This is a genomic window from Ralstonia sp. 1138, assembly GCF_040544795.1.
GTDB classification, from domain to species: Bacteria; Pseudomonadota; Gammaproteobacteria; order Burkholderiales; family Burkholderiaceae; genus Ralstonia; species Ralstonia flatus.
The window spans coordinates 835,973-853,437 of record NZ_JBEPKQ010000001.1; the positions used below are offsets into that span (position 1 = coordinate 835,973).

General features: G+C 66.8%; 11 protein-coding genes. 9 read left to right on the top strand and 2 right to left on the bottom strand.

Annotation, left to right across the window (positions count from 1 at the left end; genetic code table 11):
• Nucleotides 1-57 precede the first annotated feature (57 nt).
• From ABIC76_RS03595 to ABIC76_RS03635, 9 genes are all read left to right on the top strand, one after another.
• Entirely contained in the window at nt 58-561 is a 504-nt protein-coding gene (locus ABIC76_RS03595) for a hypothetical protein (protein WP_354532998.1), read from the top strand.
• A 367-nt stretch (nt 562-928) separates the two neighbouring features.
• Nucleotides 929-3,229, top strand: a complete 2,301-nt coding sequence (gene glgX / locus ABIC76_RS03600) for a glycogen debranching protein GlgX (protein ID WP_102065855.1) — start codon at nt 929-931, stop codon at nt 3,227-3,229.
• A complete protein-coding gene (treZ, locus tag ABIC76_RS03605) occupies nt 3,226-5,067 on the top strand; it encodes a malto-oligosyltrehalose trehalohydrolase (RefSeq protein WP_102065854.1) in 1,842 nt (613 codons plus the stop codon). Before glgX ends, treZ begins: the two co-directional genes overlap by 4 nt.
• A gap of 50 nt (nt 5,068-5,117) precedes the next feature.
• Nucleotides 5,118-7,400, top strand: coding sequence for a 4-alpha-glucanotransferase (malQ, locus tag ABIC76_RS03610; protein ID WP_354533536.1), 2,283 nt, complete (start codon nt 5,118-5,120; stop codon nt 7,398-7,400).
• Nucleotides 7,397-10,237, top strand: a complete 2,841-nt coding sequence (gene treY / locus ABIC76_RS03615) for a malto-oligosyltrehalose synthase (RefSeq protein ID WP_354532999.1) — start codon at nt 7,397-7,399, stop codon at nt 10,235-10,237. The genes malQ and treY overlap by 4 nt, the downstream gene beginning before the upstream one ends.
• Before the next feature lie 135 nt (nt 10,238-10,372).
• The gene (locus tag ABIC76_RS03620; protein ID WP_354533000.1) at nt 10,373-11,620 is read left to right on the top strand and encodes an MFS transporter; all 1,248 of its coding nucleotides are present in this window, start codon (nt 10,373-10,375) and stop codon (nt 11,618-11,620) included.
• A 54-nt stretch (nt 11,621-11,674) separates the two neighbouring features.
• Nucleotides 11,675-12,595 carry an amidohydrolase family protein gene (locus ABIC76_RS03625; RefSeq protein ID WP_354533001.1) on the top strand — a complete coding sequence of 307 codons (921 nt, stop codon included), beginning with the start codon at nt 11,675-11,677 and terminating at the stop codon, nt 12,593-12,595.
• A 119-nt stretch (nt 12,596-12,714) separates the two neighbouring features.
• Complete coding sequence (locus tag ABIC76_RS03630) at nt 12,715-13,467, top strand: class I SAM-dependent methyltransferase (RefSeq protein WP_354533002.1); 753 nt, start codon at nt 12,715-12,717, stop codon at nt 13,465-13,467.
• A gap of 226 nt (nt 13,468-13,693) precedes the next feature.
• Entirely contained in the window at nt 13,694-15,079 is a 1,386-nt protein-coding gene (locus ABIC76_RS03635) for a sensor histidine kinase (RefSeq protein WP_354533003.1), read from the top strand.
• 19 nt (nt 15,080-15,098) lie between these two features.
• Here the strand turns inward: ABIC76_RS03635 and ABIC76_RS03640 are convergent, their stop codons facing one another.
• The gene (locus ABIC76_RS03640) at nt 15,099-15,605 is read right to left on the bottom strand and encodes an acyl-CoA thioesterase (protein ID WP_316898639.1); all 507 of its coding nucleotides are present in this window, start codon (nt 15,603-15,605) and stop codon (nt 15,099-15,101) included.
• A 132-nt stretch (nt 15,606-15,737) separates the two neighbouring features.
• The gene (locus tag ABIC76_RS03645; RefSeq protein WP_354533004.1) at nt 15,738-17,387 is read right to left on the bottom strand and encodes a diguanylate cyclase domain-containing protein; all 1,650 of its coding nucleotides are present in this window, start codon (nt 17,385-17,387) and stop codon (nt 15,738-15,740) included.
• Nucleotides 17,388-17,465 lie beyond the last annotated feature (78 nt).

Genomic DNA, 17,465 nt, shown 5'->3' on the forward strand with positions numbered 1-17,465 from the left:
GCTGACTCACTTTCTTTGTCTTGCCAAAGAAAGTAAGCAAAGAAAGGCGCGCCCGAGATGGCGAAGGATTCCTTGAATTTATGTCGCAGAGAGGGAGGGGAGGCAAACTCGCTTCGCTCAAACAGCCTCCCCTCTTTTTCCTCTCTGCAACAGAAATTCAAGGCGCCATCTAGGGCAGGGTACGGCCACACCGTCGTGGCGCTGGCGTTGGTGTTGGAGCACACCGCTTCGTGCGCCGTGCTCTTGCTGCGACGGGGGGTCCGCGCTTCAACTTGGGAGTTCAGAACGCGTGCTTTGGCGTTCAGGGACTTCGACTTTGAGGTTCTGAACTTGGACGTTGAGGTTCTGGACTTCAGCTTTGCGGTTCTGAACTCCGACTTCGGGGTCCCGAACTTGAGCTTTGGGGTTCTGGACTCCGACTCTGAGGTTCTGAACTCGGACTTTGAGGTTCTGAACCTGAATTTTGAGGTTCTGAACTTCAGCTTTGCGGTTCTGAAACTTCGACATCAAGGTTCTGAACGCCAGCTTTGCGGTTCTGAAACTTCGACATCAAGGTTCTGAACGCCAGCTTTGAGGTTCCGAACGCCAACGTTGGCGTTCAGAACCCCAATCCCGGGGCTTTGAGCCTCGACAGAAAGAAGCACACAGCGCCACGGGAGGTGCCCAGCCGGTTTGGCCGTCCCTGCCCTAGATGGCGCCTTGAATTTTCGTAAGCGGGCGGAAACAAGAACGGGAACTGTCTGAGCGCAGCGAGTTTTCCCGTTCTCCGCCCGGTTACGAAAATTCAAGGAGGGGGTCGCCATCTCGGGCGCGCCTTTCTTTTGCTTACTTTTCTTTGGCAAGACAAAGAAAAGTGAGTCGTGCCCGGCAGGGTACGAAACAGGGATGCACCACCAAGCCAAAAAGACGCACAACGAAACAGCCTCTAATGCTCCGCTTCCCCAAAACCCTCTCCCCCGGCAAACCCTTCCCCCTAGGCGCCCAATGGGACGGCCTGGGCATCAACTTCGCCGTCTTCTCAGCCAATGCCAGCAAGATCGAACTCTGCATCTTCGACCCCACCGGCCGCAAGGAACTGACCCGCTTCGCCCTGCCCGAATGCACCGACGAGGTCTGGCACGGCTACCTACCCGGCGTGGAAGCTGGCCTCGTCTACGGCTACCGTGCCTACGGACCGTGGGAGCCGCAGCACGGCCATCGCTTCAACCCGCACAAGCTCCTGCTCGATCCGTACGCCCGCCGGCTGGTGGGCTCGCTGCGCTGGTCCGATGCGCTGTTCGGCTATCGGCTCAATTCCAACCGTGGGGACCTTTCGTTCGACCGCCGCGACAGCGCCCCGGCCATGCCCAAGGCCGTCGTCACCGACGAGTCGTTCAACTGGGGCAACGACGTCCGCCCCAACACGCCGTGGTCACGCACGGTGATCTACGAAGGGCACGTTCGGGGGATGTCGATGCTGCGCGAAGACCTGCTGCCGCCGGAGCGCGGCACGTTCAGCGCCCTCGGCGACAGCGTCTTCATCGACCACCTGCAGCGGCTGGGCATCACCGCCATCGAACTGCTGCCCATTCATGCCTTCCTGCAGGACCAGTTTCTGGTCGAGCGCGGCCTGCGCAATTACTGGGGCTACAACACGCTGTGCTTCTTTGCGCCCGAGCCATCGTACCTGTCCGCGCCATCGCTGCATGAGCTGAAGGTGGCGATCCGGCGGCTGCATGCGGCGGGCATCGAAGTGCTGCTCGACGTGGTCTACAACCACACGTGCGAAGGCAGCGAGCTGGGGCCGACGCTGTCGTTCCGCGGGCTGGACAACGCGAGTTACTACCGCCTCGTGCCGGGCCAGGAGCGTTACTACATCAACGACACGGGCTGCGGCAACACGCTGAACCTGTCGCACCCGCGCGTGCTGCAGATGGTGATGGATTCGCTGCGCTACTGGGTCAACGCGTTCCATGTGGATGGCTTCCGCTTCGACCTGGGCGTCACGCTCGGGCGCGAGGGCAACGGCTTCGATCAGGGCTCGGGCTTCTTCGATGCGATACGCCAGGACCCTGTGCTTTCCACCGTCAAGCTGATCTCCGAACCCTGGGACGTGGGCCCTGACGGCTACCAGGTCGGCAACCACCCGCCCGGCTTTGCGGAATGGAACGACCGCTTTCGCGATGGCATCCGCCGCTTCTGGCGCGGTGACTCGGGCCAGCGGCCCGACCTCGCCGCACGCCTGACGGGCAGTGGCGATTTGTTCGACCGCCGCCACCGCCGGCCGTGGGCATCGGTCAACTACGTGGCCTCGCACGACGGTTTCACGCTGCACGATCTGGTCAGTTACGCCGACAAGCACAACGATGCCAACGGCGAAGACAACCGCGACGGCCACAACGACAACTGCAGCGCCAACTGGGGCGCCGAGGGCCCGACCGATGACCCCGCCATCCAAGCCCTGCGCGAACGCGTGACGCGAGCGCTGCTGGCCACGGTGTTCTTCTCCAACGGCACGCCGATGCTGTTGGCGGGCGATGAATTCGGCCGCACGCAAGACGGCAACAACAACGCCTATTGCCAGGACAACGCCCTGTCGTGGCTCGATTGGTCGTTGCTGCAGAAAGACCCCGGGCAGGCGCTCGCCCGCTACACCGCGCGGCTGATCGCGCTGCGCAAGGCCAGCCCCGCGCTGCGCTGGCCGCATTACGTACACGGCAACACCGAGATCCTGCCGGGCGTGCCGGACATCGCCTGGTTCGACGAGCGCGGCCAAGTGCTCTCGCCCGACGCGTGGAACGACAGCGAGGCGCGGGCGTTGGCGCTGCGCCGCGCCTGTGTCGAAACCATCGACGCGGAGGCGCGCCCGCATGTGGCGTTGCTGCTCATCAACGGTGCGGCGACGGACCTGACGTTCACGCTGCCCGAGCCGGCCATGGACTGGCTGCTCGCCATCGACAGCGCAACGCCCGAGGAAGACGCTCGACCGCACAGCGGCAGCACCCTGAAAGTGGCGGGGCGCAGCGTTGTGCTGCTGCTTGCCACGCAGCTCGCCACGATCGCGCAGATTGCGGGGCAGCCGGATGCAGACGCCAGCGGCGAAACCCTCGGGCAGGTTCCCGACGCACAGGCCACACCGCAGAACGCACCGCAGAACGACAGGCCCGAACAACCCGCGACCGATGACGAGCGCGCCGCACCGACCGCCGGCCAAGTCGCCAGCGATGACACTGGAGACGCCACGCGATGACCGTACCCGCCCCCCGGTTTGCACACGACATGCCGTTCGGCGCCACCGTCCTGGCTGACGGCAACACCCGCTTCCGGGTGTGGGCACCGGACGCGACCGCCGCCTGGATCGACATCGACGATGTGCGGGGCAACGAGGCCATCCGCATGGATGCCGAACCCGACGGCTGGTATGCAGCCGTGGCGCCCGTGGGCGCCGGCACGTGCTACCGGTATCGCCTCACCAATCAGGACGGCGTGACGCTGTCGGTGCCCGACCCTGCAGCCCGCGCGCAGTGGCAGGACATACCGGGCCCGAGCCTCGTCGTCGATCCGCAGCGCTACCGTTGGCAGCACGCCGACTGGCAGGGCCGGCCTTGGCACGAGACGGTGCTGTACGAACTGCACGTCGGCGCGCTGGGCGGCTTCAAGGGTGTGCGTGGGCGGCTGCCGGAACTGGCGCGGCTGGGCATCACGGCCATCGAGCTGATGCCGGTGGCGGAGTTTCCGGGCGCGCGCAACTGGGGCTATGACGGCGTACTGCCCTTTGCGCCTGACGCCAGCTACGGCACGCCGGACGACCTCAAGGCGTTGATCGACACCGCGCACGGGCTCGGCATGATGGTGTTTCTCGATGTGGTCTACAACCACTTCGGGCCCGACGGCAACTACCTGCACCACTACGCGCGCAGCTTCTTCCGCGACGATGTGCATACGCCCTGGGGCGCCGCCATCGATTTCCGCATGCCGCAGGTGCGCGAGTTCTTCATCCAGAACGCGTTGATGTGGCTGATGGAATATCGCTTTGACGGCCTGCGGCTCGACGCCGTGCACGCCATCACCGAGCGCGACTGGCTGGGCGAACTCGCCGCCCGCGTACGGCTGTCGGCCGAGCCCGGCCGGCATGTGCATCTGGTGCTGGAGAACGAGCACAACGCCGCATCGCTGCTGCGCGATGGCGCCACCCATGGCGACTTCGACGCGCAGTGGAACGACGACGGCCACAACGTGCTGCACGTGCTGCTGACCGGCGAACGTGAAGCGTATTACGCCGCCTATGCGGACGCGCCCGCGCAGCGCCTGGCGCGCGTGCTGCAAGACGGCTTCTGCTACCAGGGCGAGCCGTCGCCCATCCACGAAAACGCGCCGCGCGGTGAGCCGAGCGCGCACTTGCCGCCCACCGCGTTCGTGCTGTTCCTGCAGAACCACGACCAGATCGGCAACCGCGCCTTTGGCGAACGGCTGACGCAGCTGGCCCACCCCGATGCGTTGCACGCGGCGCAGGTGCTCTTGCTGCTGAGCCCGCAGATTCCGATGCTGTTCATGGGCGAGGAATGGGGCAGCACATGCCCGTTCCAATACTTCACCAGCCACCACGGCATGCTGGCCGAAGCCGTGCGGGAAGGCCGGCGCAGGGAGTTTGCGAAGTTCGCGGCATTTGCCGATCCGCACCAGCGCGAGCGCATTCCCGACCCGAACGACGAACTGACCTACCTCGCGTCGTGCCCCGGCGAGGCCAACCTGGCCGAACCCGGACAGCTCAACACACTGAACCGCATGCACCGCCTGCTGGCGCTGCGCCACGCAGAGATCATCCCGCGTCTGCCCCAGGCGCGCGCGCTCGATGCAGTGGCACTCGGCAACGCGGGAGCCCTGGCCCGCTGGCGCATGGGCGATGGCAGCGTCCTCACGCTGATGGTGAATCTGTCCGATCAGCCCGTGGCGGTGCCGACGGTGCTGGCCGGCAGCCCCGCCGACCTGCTGCACGAATCGCGCGAGGGCGCCGCCGCCGCGCTCATCGCGCATCGCCTGCCGGAGCGCGCGTGCGTGGCATTGCTGCACACGCCATCGCCCACCTGACCGCCGACAACCGCAACGCGCCAACGTATCAACGCACCCGCACACCATCCATGGATCGCACGACCAACTTATCCGGCACGCAACGCACGCCGCTCCAGCAACTGGCCACCGATGCCGGCCTGCTGGTCGACTGGGAAGACGCGGCGAGCCAGCCCAAGCAGGTGGCCGACGACGTGCTGCGAGCCGTGCTGCAGACGCTGGGCCTGCCGGCCGGCACGGCGGCCCAGGTGTCGGAGAGCCAGGCGCGCCTGCGCGCAGAAGCCGAAGAGGTGGCCATACCGCCGCTCGTGACGGGCGTGGTCAACCAGCCGATCGTGCTGCAGACTGCGGCGCCGCAGGCGGCCTTGCTGGACGGACAAACCTATCGTGTCGATCTGGAGACAGGCGGCAGCACCGACGGCAACATCAGCGTCAGCGCAAGCGAGCACCATGCAACGCTGCGCTTGGGGCCCGTGCACGCCGTGGGTTACCACCGTCTGACCATCGACGGAGGGCCGGGCACGGTGATCCAGGCCACGCTCGCGATTGCGCCCGCGCGTTGCTATGGCGTGGCCGACGCGCTGCGCCAGCACGACCGCCCGGCCGATGCGCGCGTGTGGGGTGCGTCTGCGCAGCTCTATGGCTTGCGATGGGGAGCTGAACGCGCCGCCAGCAGCGCCGGCCTGGGCGACTACACCGCTGCGGGCACGCTGGCACGGCACCTGGCGCAGCACGGGGCGGATGCACTGGCGCTCAGCCCCGTGCATGCCATGTTCACGGCCGACGCGCGTCGCTACTCGCCGTACTCGCCATCGAGCCGCCTGTTCCTGAACGCATGGATGATCGACCCCGCCGCGCTCTTCGGAGAAGAAGCCGTGCGGCAGGCCGTGGTGGACTGCAACCTCGTCGCGGACTATGCCCGGCTGGAGGCTGCACCGCTCATCGACTGGCCGGCCAGCGGCAACGCCCGCATGACGGTGCTGCGCGCGTTGCACCACCGCCTGCTGCAGGCACCGCTGGGGGACACCACCGCGCAGAGGCTGCTGGACGATTTTCGTGCGTACTGTATCGACGGCGGCGTCAGCCTGCGCGACCACGCGCACTTTGAAGCGCTGAATGCGCAGCTTGGACCCGCGCACTGGAAGCAATGGCCCGAGCAGTATCAGGACCCGAGCTACCTGGGCGTACAGGCATTCGCACGCGAGCATGAGGACGCGGTCAATTTCCACCTCTTCCTGCAGTGGGCGGCGGCGCGCCAGTGGGCCCTGGTGCAGCGCACCGCGGAAAGCGCCGGCATGGCCATCGGCCTCATCGCCGACCTGGCCGTGGGCACCGACAGCGCAGGCAGCCACGCGTGGGCCCGTCAGCAGGACTTGCTGATCGGCGTGACGGTGGGGGCGCCGCCCGACCTGTTCAACGCACAGGGGCAGGGCTGGGGGCTGACCACCTTCAGCCCGCGCGCCATGCGCACGCAGGGCTTCTCCGCCTTCATCGAGATGTTGCGCGCGGTGATGGCGGTGCCCGGTGGCGTGCGCATCGACCACGTGCTCGGGCTCATGCGGCTGTGGGTCATTCCGGATGGTGCACGGCCGCTGGACGGCGTGTACCTGCGCTACCCGATGCAGGATCTGCTGCGGCTGGTGGCGCTGGAATCGTGGCGCAACCGCTGCATCGTCATCGGCGAAGACCTTGGCACCGTGCCACCGGGCCTGCGAGACAAGCTCGCCGAGGACGGGCTACTGGGCATGCGCATCCTCTGGTTCGAGCGCGAATACACGCGCGACGAGGCGCCGTTCAAGGCCCCGCGCACGTGGGCGCCGGCGTCCGTCGCGATGACCAGCACCCACGATCTGCCCACGCTGGTCGGCTGGTGGATCGGCAACGATCTGCGCTGGCAAGCGCAACTCGGCCTGTTGCCCGCCGGCATGAGTGAGAGCGAGGCGCACGCGCGCCGCATGGACGATCGCGCTGCGCTCGTCGCCGCCTTTGCCGAGCACAACCGGCTGGTGCTGGCCGAAGGCGGTGTGCCGATGATCGGCGTGGCGCCGCTGCAGGCTGCGCTGGAACAGGCGCGCGCCGCCAACGCCGCGCAAGCCGACGTCATCCTGCAAGCCAGCGCGCAGGACTTTGCCACGGCGGCCACGGTGTTTACGGGCGCCGCCAACACGCCGCTTGCGCTGGTGCCGCTGGAAGACCTGCTGGGGCTTGTCGAGCAGCCGAACCTGCCGAGCACGATCGACACGCACCCGAACTGGCGCCGCCGCCTGCCGGCGCCCGCCCCGACGCTGCTCGACGCGCCCACGGTTCAGGCGCGCCTGTCAGCGCTGACCAACGCGCGCATCAGCCTGTCATGAGCGAACCGACCACACCCCTCACGCCCCTCACATCCCCAGCGCCCGTCACCCTCCAGCGCGTGCCGCGCGCCACGGTGCGGCTGCAACTGCACCGCGAATTCACGTTCGACCATGCGCGCGCGCTGCTGGACGACTTCGCCGCGCTCGGCATCTCGCATCTCTACACGTCGCCCATCACCACGGCACAGCCGGGCTCCACGCATGGCTACGACGTTGTCGACCCGACACGCGTGAACCCCGAGCTGGGCGGTGAACCTGCGCTCGAACGGCTGGTGGATGCGCTGCACGCGCGCGGCATGGGCCTCATCGTCGATATCGTGCCGAACCACATGGGCGTGGGCGGCGCACACAACGCGTGGTGGCTGGACGTGCTCGAATCTGGCCCCGACAGCGCCTACGCCAACTTCTTTGATATCGAATGGCAGCCGTCCAACCCGGCGCTGCGCAACAAGGTGCTCGCGCCGTTCCTGGGTGAAAGCTACGCCGACGCGCTGGCCGGCGGCCGACTGCAACTGGCCTACGACGATGCGGCCGCGCGACTGGCTATTGCGTACTACGACCACCGCTTTCCGATTGCGCTGGCCGACTACCCCGCGCTGCTTCGCACCGGCAACGCGGACACCGCCACGCATGCAGTGGCTGACCGCTTTGCCGCGCTCGGCACGATCCGGTCATTGCGCACACGCCGCGAGCGTGCAGACGAAGCACGCAACGCGCTACGCAACCTTGCCACCACCGAAGCCGGCGCCGCACATATCGCCGAAGCCGTGCGCACGCTCAACGCGCAGCCCGATCAACTCGACGCGCTGATGGCGCGCCAGCATTGGCGTCTGGCTCACTGGTGCACCGCCAACGACGAGATCAACTGGCGCCGCTTCTTCGACATCGGCTCGCTGGCCGGCCTGCGCATGGAGCGCGCCGAAGTCTTTGAAGCGACGCACGCGCTGCTGTTCCGGCTCTACCGCCTGGGCTGGATCGACGGTGTGCGCATCGACCACGTGGATGGCCTGGCCGACCCGGCCGCCTACTGCCGCCAGCTACGCCGCCGTCTGCAGGCCGAGCACGCGGCGCGCCCCGCTGACCGGCTCACGAATCATCCGTGGATCGTCGTCGAGAAGATCCTTGCCCATGACGAAGCGATGCGCACCGACTGGGGCGTCGACGGCACCAGCGGCTACGACTTCATGAACCACGTGGGCGCGTTGCTGCACGACGCGCATGGCGAGACCGCGCTCACGCAAGGGTGGCTGGAATGGATCGGCGCGCCGGCGGCCGAAGCGCCGTTTTCGGCCACCGCCGTAGCGGCACGCCGCCAGATCCTGCATGCGCACTTTGCGGCAGAACTCGATGCAGCCGCGTCGGCGTTGCATGCGGTGGCACAGCAGGAGCGCAGCAGCCACGACGTGACGTGGCACGCCATCCGGCGCGCGCTGGCCGAGGTGATCGTCCACTTTCCGGTGTATCGCGCCTATGCGAGCACGCAGCAACGCGATGCCCAGGACACGGCCATCCTGCAATCCGCGATGTCGGGCGCGGCTGCCTGCCTGCGACGCATCGACCAACCTGTGCTCGGCTGGCTCGACACCTGGCTCGGCGGGCAGCCCGCCGGCCAGGACAAGCTGCGCCAGCTCGCATTGCGGCGGTGCCAGCAGTTGTCGTCGCCGGTGGCGGCCAAGGCAGTGGAAGACACGGCGTGCTACCGCTACGGGCGGCTGCTGTCGCGCAACGAGGTCGGCGCGGATCCGGGCGAGTTCTCGATGAGCGCCAACGCGTTCCATCACGCCATGCAGAAGCGCGCCCTCACATGGCCGCACGCCATGCTGACGACCGCCACGCACGATCACAAGCGCGGTGAAGACGTACGCGCGCGGTTGGCCGTGCTGTCGGAGCGGCCCGCGCAATGGCTGGCCGCCGCACATCAATGGCGTACGGAGCACGCTGCGCGGGTCCGTCATCTGCCGACCGGCCCCGCGCCCTCGCCCGCTGCGCAGTGGATGCTGTATCAAACGCTGGTGGGCATCTGGCCGGCGGGCCTCGACTGGCATGACACCGACGCCGTGCGCGAGCTGGCCGAGCGTGTCGCGCAGTGGCAGGAAAAGGCGCAGCGTGAAGCCAAGCTGCGCACCGACTGGTTCGCACCCGATGCAGAGTACGAAGCCGCCAGCCGCGATTTTGTCTTGACGCTGCTGACGGGCGAGGCCGCCCAGACGTTCCTGCCGTCTCTCTCGGCTTTCGTGCAAAGCGTGGCCCCGGCCGCGGCCATCAACGGCCTCGCTCAGACTTTGCTGCGCACCACGCTGCCCGGTGTGCCCGACCTCTACCAGGGCGCCGATTTCTGGGACACCAGCCTCGTCGACCCTGACAACCGTCGGCCCGTCGACTATGCCGCACGGCACCGAGCACTCCGTGCATTGCACCCGCATGCAGACAACAGCCTGGCGCCGCTGCTTGCACATTGGGCCGACGGCCGCATCAAGCAAGCCGTGCTGGCACGTGCGTTGGCCCTCAGGGCGGCACTGCCAGCGGTATTCGAATCAGGCGACTACCAGCCGCTTGCCGTGACTGGCAGCGGCGCGCAGCATGTGTTGGCGTTTGCGCGCACGCATGGCACCGACGCAGTCGTCGTGATCGTGCCCCTGCACGCCTCGGCCCTGCTCGGCCATACCGCCACACCAGCGTTTGCGACGGGCGCATGGCGGGACACCACGGTATGCCTGCCGTCCGCGCTCTCGCATGTCCCCCTGCGTAGCGCATTCGACGGCCAGGCACTCCAGAGTCCACGCCTTGCGCTGGGCCAGGTGTTGGCACACCTGCCGGTCGCCCTCCTGCATACCTGATCGCCGCTTCACCCCTCCGCACGGGTTAACACCGACTGCATCGCCTTGTGTCTCGCCCTAAAATTCCTCTATTCATATAGATGACTAGAGCAATGTGTACTACACATGTCGCTCACGTCACCCGGAGGAGACGGCATGTTCGGCTGGTTCAAAGAGATTTCGAAAGGGGAAAAGCGCACGTTCTGGGCCTGCTTTGGCGGCTGGGCGCTCGACGCGCTGGACGTACAGATGTTCAGCCTCGTCATCCCGACCATCATCGCGGCGTGGCACATCGGCAAGGCCGAGGCCGGGCTGGTGTCGGGCGTCACGCTGGTGGCATCCGCACTGGGTGGCTGGATTGCCGGCGCGCTGACCGACCGCTTCGGCCGCGTGCGTACGCTGCAGATCACGGTGCTGTGGTTCTCGCTGGCTACATTCGCCTCGGCCTTCGCGCAGAATTTCGAGCAGTTTCTGGTGCTGAAGGCCATTCAAGGCTTCGGCTTTGGCGGCGAATGGGCGGCGGGCGCCGTGCTGATGGCCGAGAGCATTCGCGCCAGCCACCGCGGCAAGGCCATGGGCACCGTGCAGAGCGCGTGGGCCGTGGGCTGGGGCGCCGCGGTGCTGCTGTATGCGCTCACCTATTCCTTCATCGAGCCCGACCTCGCCTGGCGCGTGATGTTTGCGGCGGGCTTGCTGCCGGCGCTGCTCATCATCTACATCCGCCGTGGCGTGAAGGAACCGGTGCCGGCCGCCAAGCCGGATGCGCACGCCGATGCGATGCCGATCTCGCGCTTTCCGCTGCTCGACATCTTCCGCCCGCAGGTGCTACGCATGACGCTGATCGGCGGCCTGCTCGGCGTGGGCGCGCACGGCGGTTACTACGCGCTGATGACCTGGCTGCCGACGTACCTCAAGACGGAGCGCCACCTGTCGGTGCTCGGCACGGGCGGCTACCTGGCGGTGATCATCTTCGCCTTCTGGTGCGGTTGCGTGGCCAGCGCGTGGCTGCTGGACGTGCTCGGCCGCCGCGGCAACATCCTGCTGTTTTCGTGCTGCTGCGTGGTGACGGTGCTGGTGTATCTGCTGGTGCCGCTGTCGGACGGCGCGATGCTGGTGCTGGGCTTTCCGCTGGGCTTCTTTGCGGCGGGCATTCCGGCCAGCATGGGCGCGCTGTTCAACGAGCTGTATCCGCAGGGCGTGCGCGGCACGGGCGTGGGCTTTTGCTACAACTTCGGCCGCGTGGTGTCTGCCGCGTTCCCGGTGCTGGTGGGCAAGATGAGCGCCTCGATGTCGCTGGGCACGGCCATCGGCATCGACGCGGCCATCGCGTATTCGATCGTCGCAGTGGCGGTGCTGATGCTGCCCGAGACGAAGGGCCGCGATCTCGCTGCCGTTACGGTCTGACGCCCATCACAACATCATGACGACGCACTCGATCCGTCGCCGCCAGGAGACCCCATGCCCACTCGCCGCGCCTTCAACACCGGATTGCTTGCCATGCTAGGTTCCACCGCCCTTGCCGGCTGCGCCGCCACCGGCAACAGCGACGCCACGCGCGGCACCTCTGGCCGCATCACTGCCATCGACACGCATGCGCATGTATTTGAGCGCGGCTTGCCGCTGGCCGATGCGCGCCGCTATGCGCCCACGTATGACGCGCCGCTGCCGGCCTACCTGGCGCAGCTCGACGCGCATGGCGTGTCGCACGGTGTGCTGGTCCAGCCGAGCTTCCTGGGCGTCGACAACAGCTACCTGCTGGCTGCGCTCAAACAGGCGCCGCAGCGCTTGCGCGGCGTGGCGGTCATCGACCCGGCCGCGCCCGAAACCCTGCTCGCGCAGATGAACGCCGAGGGCATCGTCGGCATCCGCCTGAACCTGATCGGTGCGGCGGACCCGCAATTGAAATCGCCCGTGTGGCAAGCCGCGCTGACACGCCTGCATGCGCTCGGCTGGCATGTGGAACTACACGTCGAGGCACGCCGCCTGCCCGCGCTGCTGCAGCCGCTGCTGGAAGCGCAGGTGAACGTGGTGGTCGATCATTTCGGCCGCCCCGACCCGGCGCTCGGCGTGGACGACCCCGGCTTTGCCGCCTTGCTCGCCGCCGGCCGCTCGCGCCGCGTGTGGGTGAAGATTTCCGGCGCATACCGAAACGGCGCCAACGGACGCGGCGAAGCCATCGCCCAGGCCGCCATGCCTCGCCTGAAAGATGCGCTCGGCCTGGACCGCCTGGTCTGGGGCAGCGACTGGCCGCACACGCAGTTCGAATCGCAGATCAACTACGACAAGATGTGGGCCTTCGCTGGCGTGCTCCTGCCCAGCGCAGCAGACCGCAAGCAAGTGCTGGTCGACACGCCTGCGCAGCTGTTCCGCTTCGTCTGAAGGCGCCAGCGCCGCAACGCGTCTGCGCGATACCCCGTTTCGCGAATCACGAATTTCGCCGCGCAGGCCGCGCTCCTACACTGGGCGCTCCTCGTCCCCACACGCCGTAAGGAGCAGCCATGCAGCAGCATCGTCTCGTCGACGCGCAATTCGGACAGGTCGCCCAGGCCTACCTGACCAGCGCAGTGCACGCACAGGGCGCCGAGCTCGATGCGCTGGCTGCGCTGGCGCAATCGATGCCGCACGCCAAGGTGCTCGATCTGGGCTGCGGCGGCGGGCACGTCAGCTTTGCCATGGCGCCGCACGTGGCCGCCATGGTGGCGTATGACCTGTCGGAAGACATGCTGAGCGTCGTGGCCGCCGAAGCCGCTCGCCGCGGTCTCACGCAATTGCACACGCAAGCGGGCCCCGCCGAGCGCCTGCCGTTTGACGATGCCGCGTTCGACATCGTTGCCACGCGTTTTTCCGCTCACCACTGGTACGACGTGCGCAAAGGCCTGGCCGAAGCGCGCCGTGTGCTCAAACCCGGCGGTAAGCTCGTCATCGTGGATATCGTGGCGCCCGAGGTGCCGCTGCTCGACACGCTGCTGCAAACCGCCGAGGTGCTGCGCGATGCGTCGCACGTGCGCGACTACCGTGTGTCCGAATGGCAGGCCATGCTGACCGAGGCCGGTTTCCAGCCCGGCACGCCACGCACCTGGAAGCTGACGATGACCTTCGACAGCTGGATCGCCCGCATCCGCACCCCGCAGGTCCGGGCCGATGCCATCCGCGATCTGTTCGACCGCGCCGCCGACGAAGCGCGTGCGTACTTTGCCGTGGCGCCCGACCATTCGTTTGCGATCGACGCGATGCTCATCGAGGCGACCTGAAGCGGTGGAGTGAACCGGGCGCCTTCATCCCGCCCTCATCCTTTTTGTCACACCCGTTCGAGGGGTGCCCTGATACGGCGCCATTTTCAGGGTTTCGCTTAATCCTGAATGAAAAAAATGTGATATCGGAACACGTGTACGAACGCGGGGTTGCCGGTAGCCTTCCGGGTTACCGTCGACTCCGGCCGGCATTGGCGCGCGGCCACTGCGCCGACTTCCGACTTCCATGTACGCCCTGTTTCCCGCCTTCGTCTCGTCGCTCTTCCTGTTCTACGGCGTCTACGTCGTGACCACGCGCGGCCGCACACGCGCGAGCCTGGCGTTTCTCGGCATGACCACGCTCACGTGCCTGTGGCAGGGCATCTGGGCGTTCCTCTTCCAGACGCATGATGTCGGCACGGCCCAGGTGCTGGCCAAGCTCGGCTGGATCGCCATCCTGGTCATGCCGACCATGCTGTATCACTTTGCCGTGGAGGTGGCCGAAGCGCCGAGCGAGCGGCACTGGCTCCTGGCCGCCTATGCGCTGGATGCCGCCCTGATCGCGCTGCTGCTGACCACCAACCTCGTCATCGATGGCGTGCATGCGTTCCACTTCGGTTTCTATCCGAAAGCGGGCGTGCTGGAAGCCGTGCACATCGCCCAGACAGTTGCGCTGGTCACGCGCGGCATGTGGGTGCTGTACCGCGCGCAGCGGCATGCCACCGCCGAAAAGCGCAAACGGTTGCTGACGTGCCTGTTCGGCGTGGGGCTGATTTCGCTGGCGGCGGCCGACTACGCGGTCAACTACGGCGTTGCGTTCTACCCGCCGGGCGTGCTCCCGCTGGCCATTGCGCTGGGCATCATCGCCGTGGGCGTGGTCAAGTTCGACCTGATGCGCCCGTATGCACTGGCCGCCACCGTTGCCCATGAAGTGCGCACGCCGCTGACGACCATCCGCCTGCAGGCCGCCGAAATCGCCCGCGCCTGGCCCGACGTCTACCGCGGCTATCAGCTCGCCATCGACAACGGCCTGTGCCAACCGCCGCAACATCCGGCCATGCTGGATCGCCTGTCCAAACTGGCGGGGGCCATCACGTCGGAAGTCGCATCCGCGCACAGCGTGATCGAAATGGCGTTGGCATCCGTCACGCTGGAGCGCCTCGACCGGCGCACCTTTGCGGCCCACTCGCTGCGCGAATGCGTGGAGACGGCCGTGGCGCAGTATCCGTTTCAGGCCGGCGAGCGCGAACGCGTGCACGTGGAGGCATTCAACGCCGACTGGCGCTTCGTGGGCTCCGACACGCTGCTGGTCTATGTGCTGTTCAACCTGCTGAAGAACGCGCTGCACGCCATCCAGATCGCGCGCAAGGGGCACATCGAAATCTCCGCCCGTCACGATGGCGACAGCTACGTGCTCGTCGTGCGCGACAGCGCCACCGGCATTCCGCCCAGCGTGCAGCGCCGCATGTTCGACCCGTTCTTCTCGACCAAGCATGTCGGCAAGGGCTCGGGCGTGGGGCTGACATTCTGCCGCCGCGTGATGCAGGCATTCGGCGGGCGCATCCAGTGCGAATCCGTGGTTGGGGAATACACGCTGTTCTCCATGCGGTTTCCCCAACCTCCTGCTATCTGACGTTCACACCTTCAGAGCGTCAGGACACCTGCGCCAGTTCCGGGAGCGTGTCCAGCTCATACGCCTTCACGCGCGTGCGCACGTGTTCCGGCAATCGCTGAATCACGCGCTCGGCGTTGGCGCACACCACCTGCTGATACCCCAGCGACACCAGCCGCCCGCCTGAAACAAACCGGAACACCATGTAAAACGAGCACGGCTGCACCCGGAAGGTGTTCAGGTGGCATTCCACGCGCTGAAACGGAAATGTCTCTTCAACGAATTCCTGATGCGCCAGCTTGGTCACGAAGATCACGCGTCCGCTCATGAGCAGATCTGCGTCAATGCATTCGTGGAACCAGCGCTCGCGCACCACGCCCTGCCACTCGAAATACCGGGCGAAATACGTATTGGCGTAGGCGTTGGAATCCTTCAGATAGACATCGAAGGCGTGCTGGAACGTCTGCTGCGCAGAAATGGCTTCGGGCAGCTCGGCATTGCGCAGATAGTGGTCGACAACTGTGGCAATGGATTGGCCTGTCGGCATCGCATACTCCAAGAATGGATTTGGCTGCTGGCGGCAGCCGCGCATGTGCGGTGGTCCCGCGCATGCGTCCATTCTTCCGATGCACTTGCCGTTGCGTAACAAGGCAATGCCGTAGCCCTACGAACGGGCGGTCTACTCCCGGCCCGCAACACTCCGCAGCCCCGGCGGCCCCTGATGAAAGCGGAACGTGTTGCGCCCGTTGCGCTTGGCATCGTAGAGCGCCGCATCGGCCCACTCGAAGAGCACGTCCAGTCGTTCGTCGCCGGGCGTGAGCGTGACGGCACCGGCTGACAGCGTGACGTACGGCGCAGCAACGGATGCCGCATGCGGTTCGGCACGTTCGGCCACCATGGCCACGGCGCGGGCCACGGCCTGGCGGGCGTCATCGCGGTTCAGGTCGAACAGCATGGCCACGAATTCTTCGCCGCCCACGCGCGCGATGAAGTCATCGGGGTGACGGCACGCCATGCCCAGCGTGTCCGCCACCATGCGCAGGCATTCGTCGCCTTGCAGGTGGCCGTAGGTGTCGTTGTATTGCTTGAAGCAATCGATGTCGAACAGCGCCAGCGTGACGGGGCGATGCTCCCGGCGGGCATGGTCGAACAGGCGCGGGGCCTGTGTCTCAAAAAAGCGGCGATTGAACAGTTGCGTAAGCGCGTCGCGATTGACATCGTTCTCGAGCACGCTGAGCTTGGCCTGCGTACGCTGCAGCTCGCCGCGCAGTGCGTCCTGGGCGCTGGCCATGCCGGCACGCTGCATCTGCTCGACCGTCACGTCGCGCAACAACAGGAACACGCCCGCGTGGCGTCCGCGCGCGTCGCTCAGGCCTTCGAGCGTGACTTCCAGCGTGCGGCCCGTTTCAGGCAGCCAGACCTGGTGGCGATTGGGCAGACGCGTCCGCTCGAATTCGCGCAGGATGCCCGCCACGTTCAGCACGGCGGGCGGCATGGCATGTATCTGGGCGCTGGGCAGCAGATAGCGCGCGGCGGCGTTGATGCTGGCAATGGAACCATCGCGGGCCAGCACGATGCAGCCGTCCCGCATGGCTTCGACGATCTTGCCGCGGGCATAGGCGGCGGTATCGCGCAGGCGCGGCCGCAGGACGACCCAGCCCAGCAGCGCGGTGCTGACCGCAAACGTGGCCGGTGTGAGATCGCCGCCGATGGCCGTCGTCCAGCGCTGCAGATACGCCAGATGCGCCACCAGCGGCAGCAGTTGCCCGATGACCAGCGCCAGGCGCACTTGCGTGCGCGACGACACGTAAAGCCCCGAGGCCGCTTCGTCGATAGGGAGCACCAGCAGCACGAGGCTGATGGCGAGCAGCACGTAGTTGTAGGCCGTGCCGATCCAGAAGGCCCGCCCGTGATCGAACACGGCGCGCTGCATGCCGTCGATGACGACAAAGCGCGCATCAAGCCATACCAGGTGATGTAGTTCATTGGTGGCGACCAGCCCGATGAACGCGGCGGCCACCAGCAGCGCCAGTACCCAGCCGGCGCGCACCAGGGGCAACGCATTGAGTTCGGGCCGGATGAGGCCGATCACCATGCGCAGCCATGCGGCCGGCACCATCATGATCCCGAGGTACGCGACCTTGGCCCAGCCCACGCGCACGGGCATGTCGAAGGTCACGACCTCCATCAGCCGTGCGCCGCTCCACAGCGCCGTGCCGAGCGCGAGCAGCATGAAGGCAGAGACCTCCGTGTCGTCACGGCGCGGCCATGACAGGCCGATCAGCGCGATCGAGACGAGCGCGGCGCAAACCAGTGCGGCGATCAGCATGATGGGCACGCCGCGCGCGCATGGCGTTGCCGGCGAATGACGACGCCAGCCGGTTGGTCCACGTGTATTCCCCGTTCG

What these genes read in the sequence shown, in the direction of transcription:
- malQ (WP_354533536.1), top strand. Translation starts at nt 5,118, where the DNA reads ATGGATCGCACGACCAACTTATCCGGCACGCAACGCACGCCGCTCCAG.
- ABIC76_RS03645 (WP_354533004.1), bottom strand. Translation starts at nt 17,387, where the DNA reads ATGCTGATCGCCGCACTGGTTTGCGCCGCGCTCGTCTCGATCGCGCTG.
- ABIC76_RS03620 (WP_354533000.1), top strand. Translation starts at nt 10,373, where the DNA reads ATGTTCGGCTGGTTCAAAGAGATTTCGAAAGGGGAAAAGCGCACGTTC.
- treZ (WP_102065854.1), top strand. Translation starts at nt 3,226, where the DNA reads ATGACCGTACCCGCCCCCCGGTTTGCACACGACATGCCGTTCGGCGCC.
- treY (WP_354532999.1), top strand. Translation starts at nt 7,397, where the DNA reads ATGAGCGAACCGACCACACCCCTCACGCCCCTCACATCCCCAGCGCCC.
- ABIC76_RS03630 (WP_354533002.1), top strand. Translation starts at nt 12,715, where the DNA reads ATGCAGCAGCATCGTCTCGTCGACGCGCAATTCGGACAGGTCGCCCAG.
- ABIC76_RS03625 (WP_354533001.1), top strand. Translation starts at nt 11,675, where the DNA reads ATGCCCACTCGCCGCGCCTTCAACACCGGATTGCTTGCCATGCTAGGT.
- glgX (WP_102065855.1), top strand. Translation starts at nt 929, where the DNA reads ATGCTCCGCTTCCCCAAAACCCTCTCCCCCGGCAAACCCTTCCCCCTA.
- ABIC76_RS03635 (WP_354533003.1), top strand. Translation starts at nt 13,694, where the DNA reads ATGTACGCCCTGTTTCCCGCCTTCGTCTCGTCGCTCTTCCTGTTCTAC.
- ABIC76_RS03640 (WP_316898639.1), bottom strand. Translation starts at nt 15,605, where the DNA reads ATGCCGACAGGCCAATCCATTGCCACAGTTGTCGACCACTATCTGCGC.
- ABIC76_RS03595 (WP_354532998.1), top strand. Translation starts at nt 58, where the DNA reads ATGGCGAAGGATTCCTTGAATTTATGTCGCAGAGAGGGAGGGGAGGCA.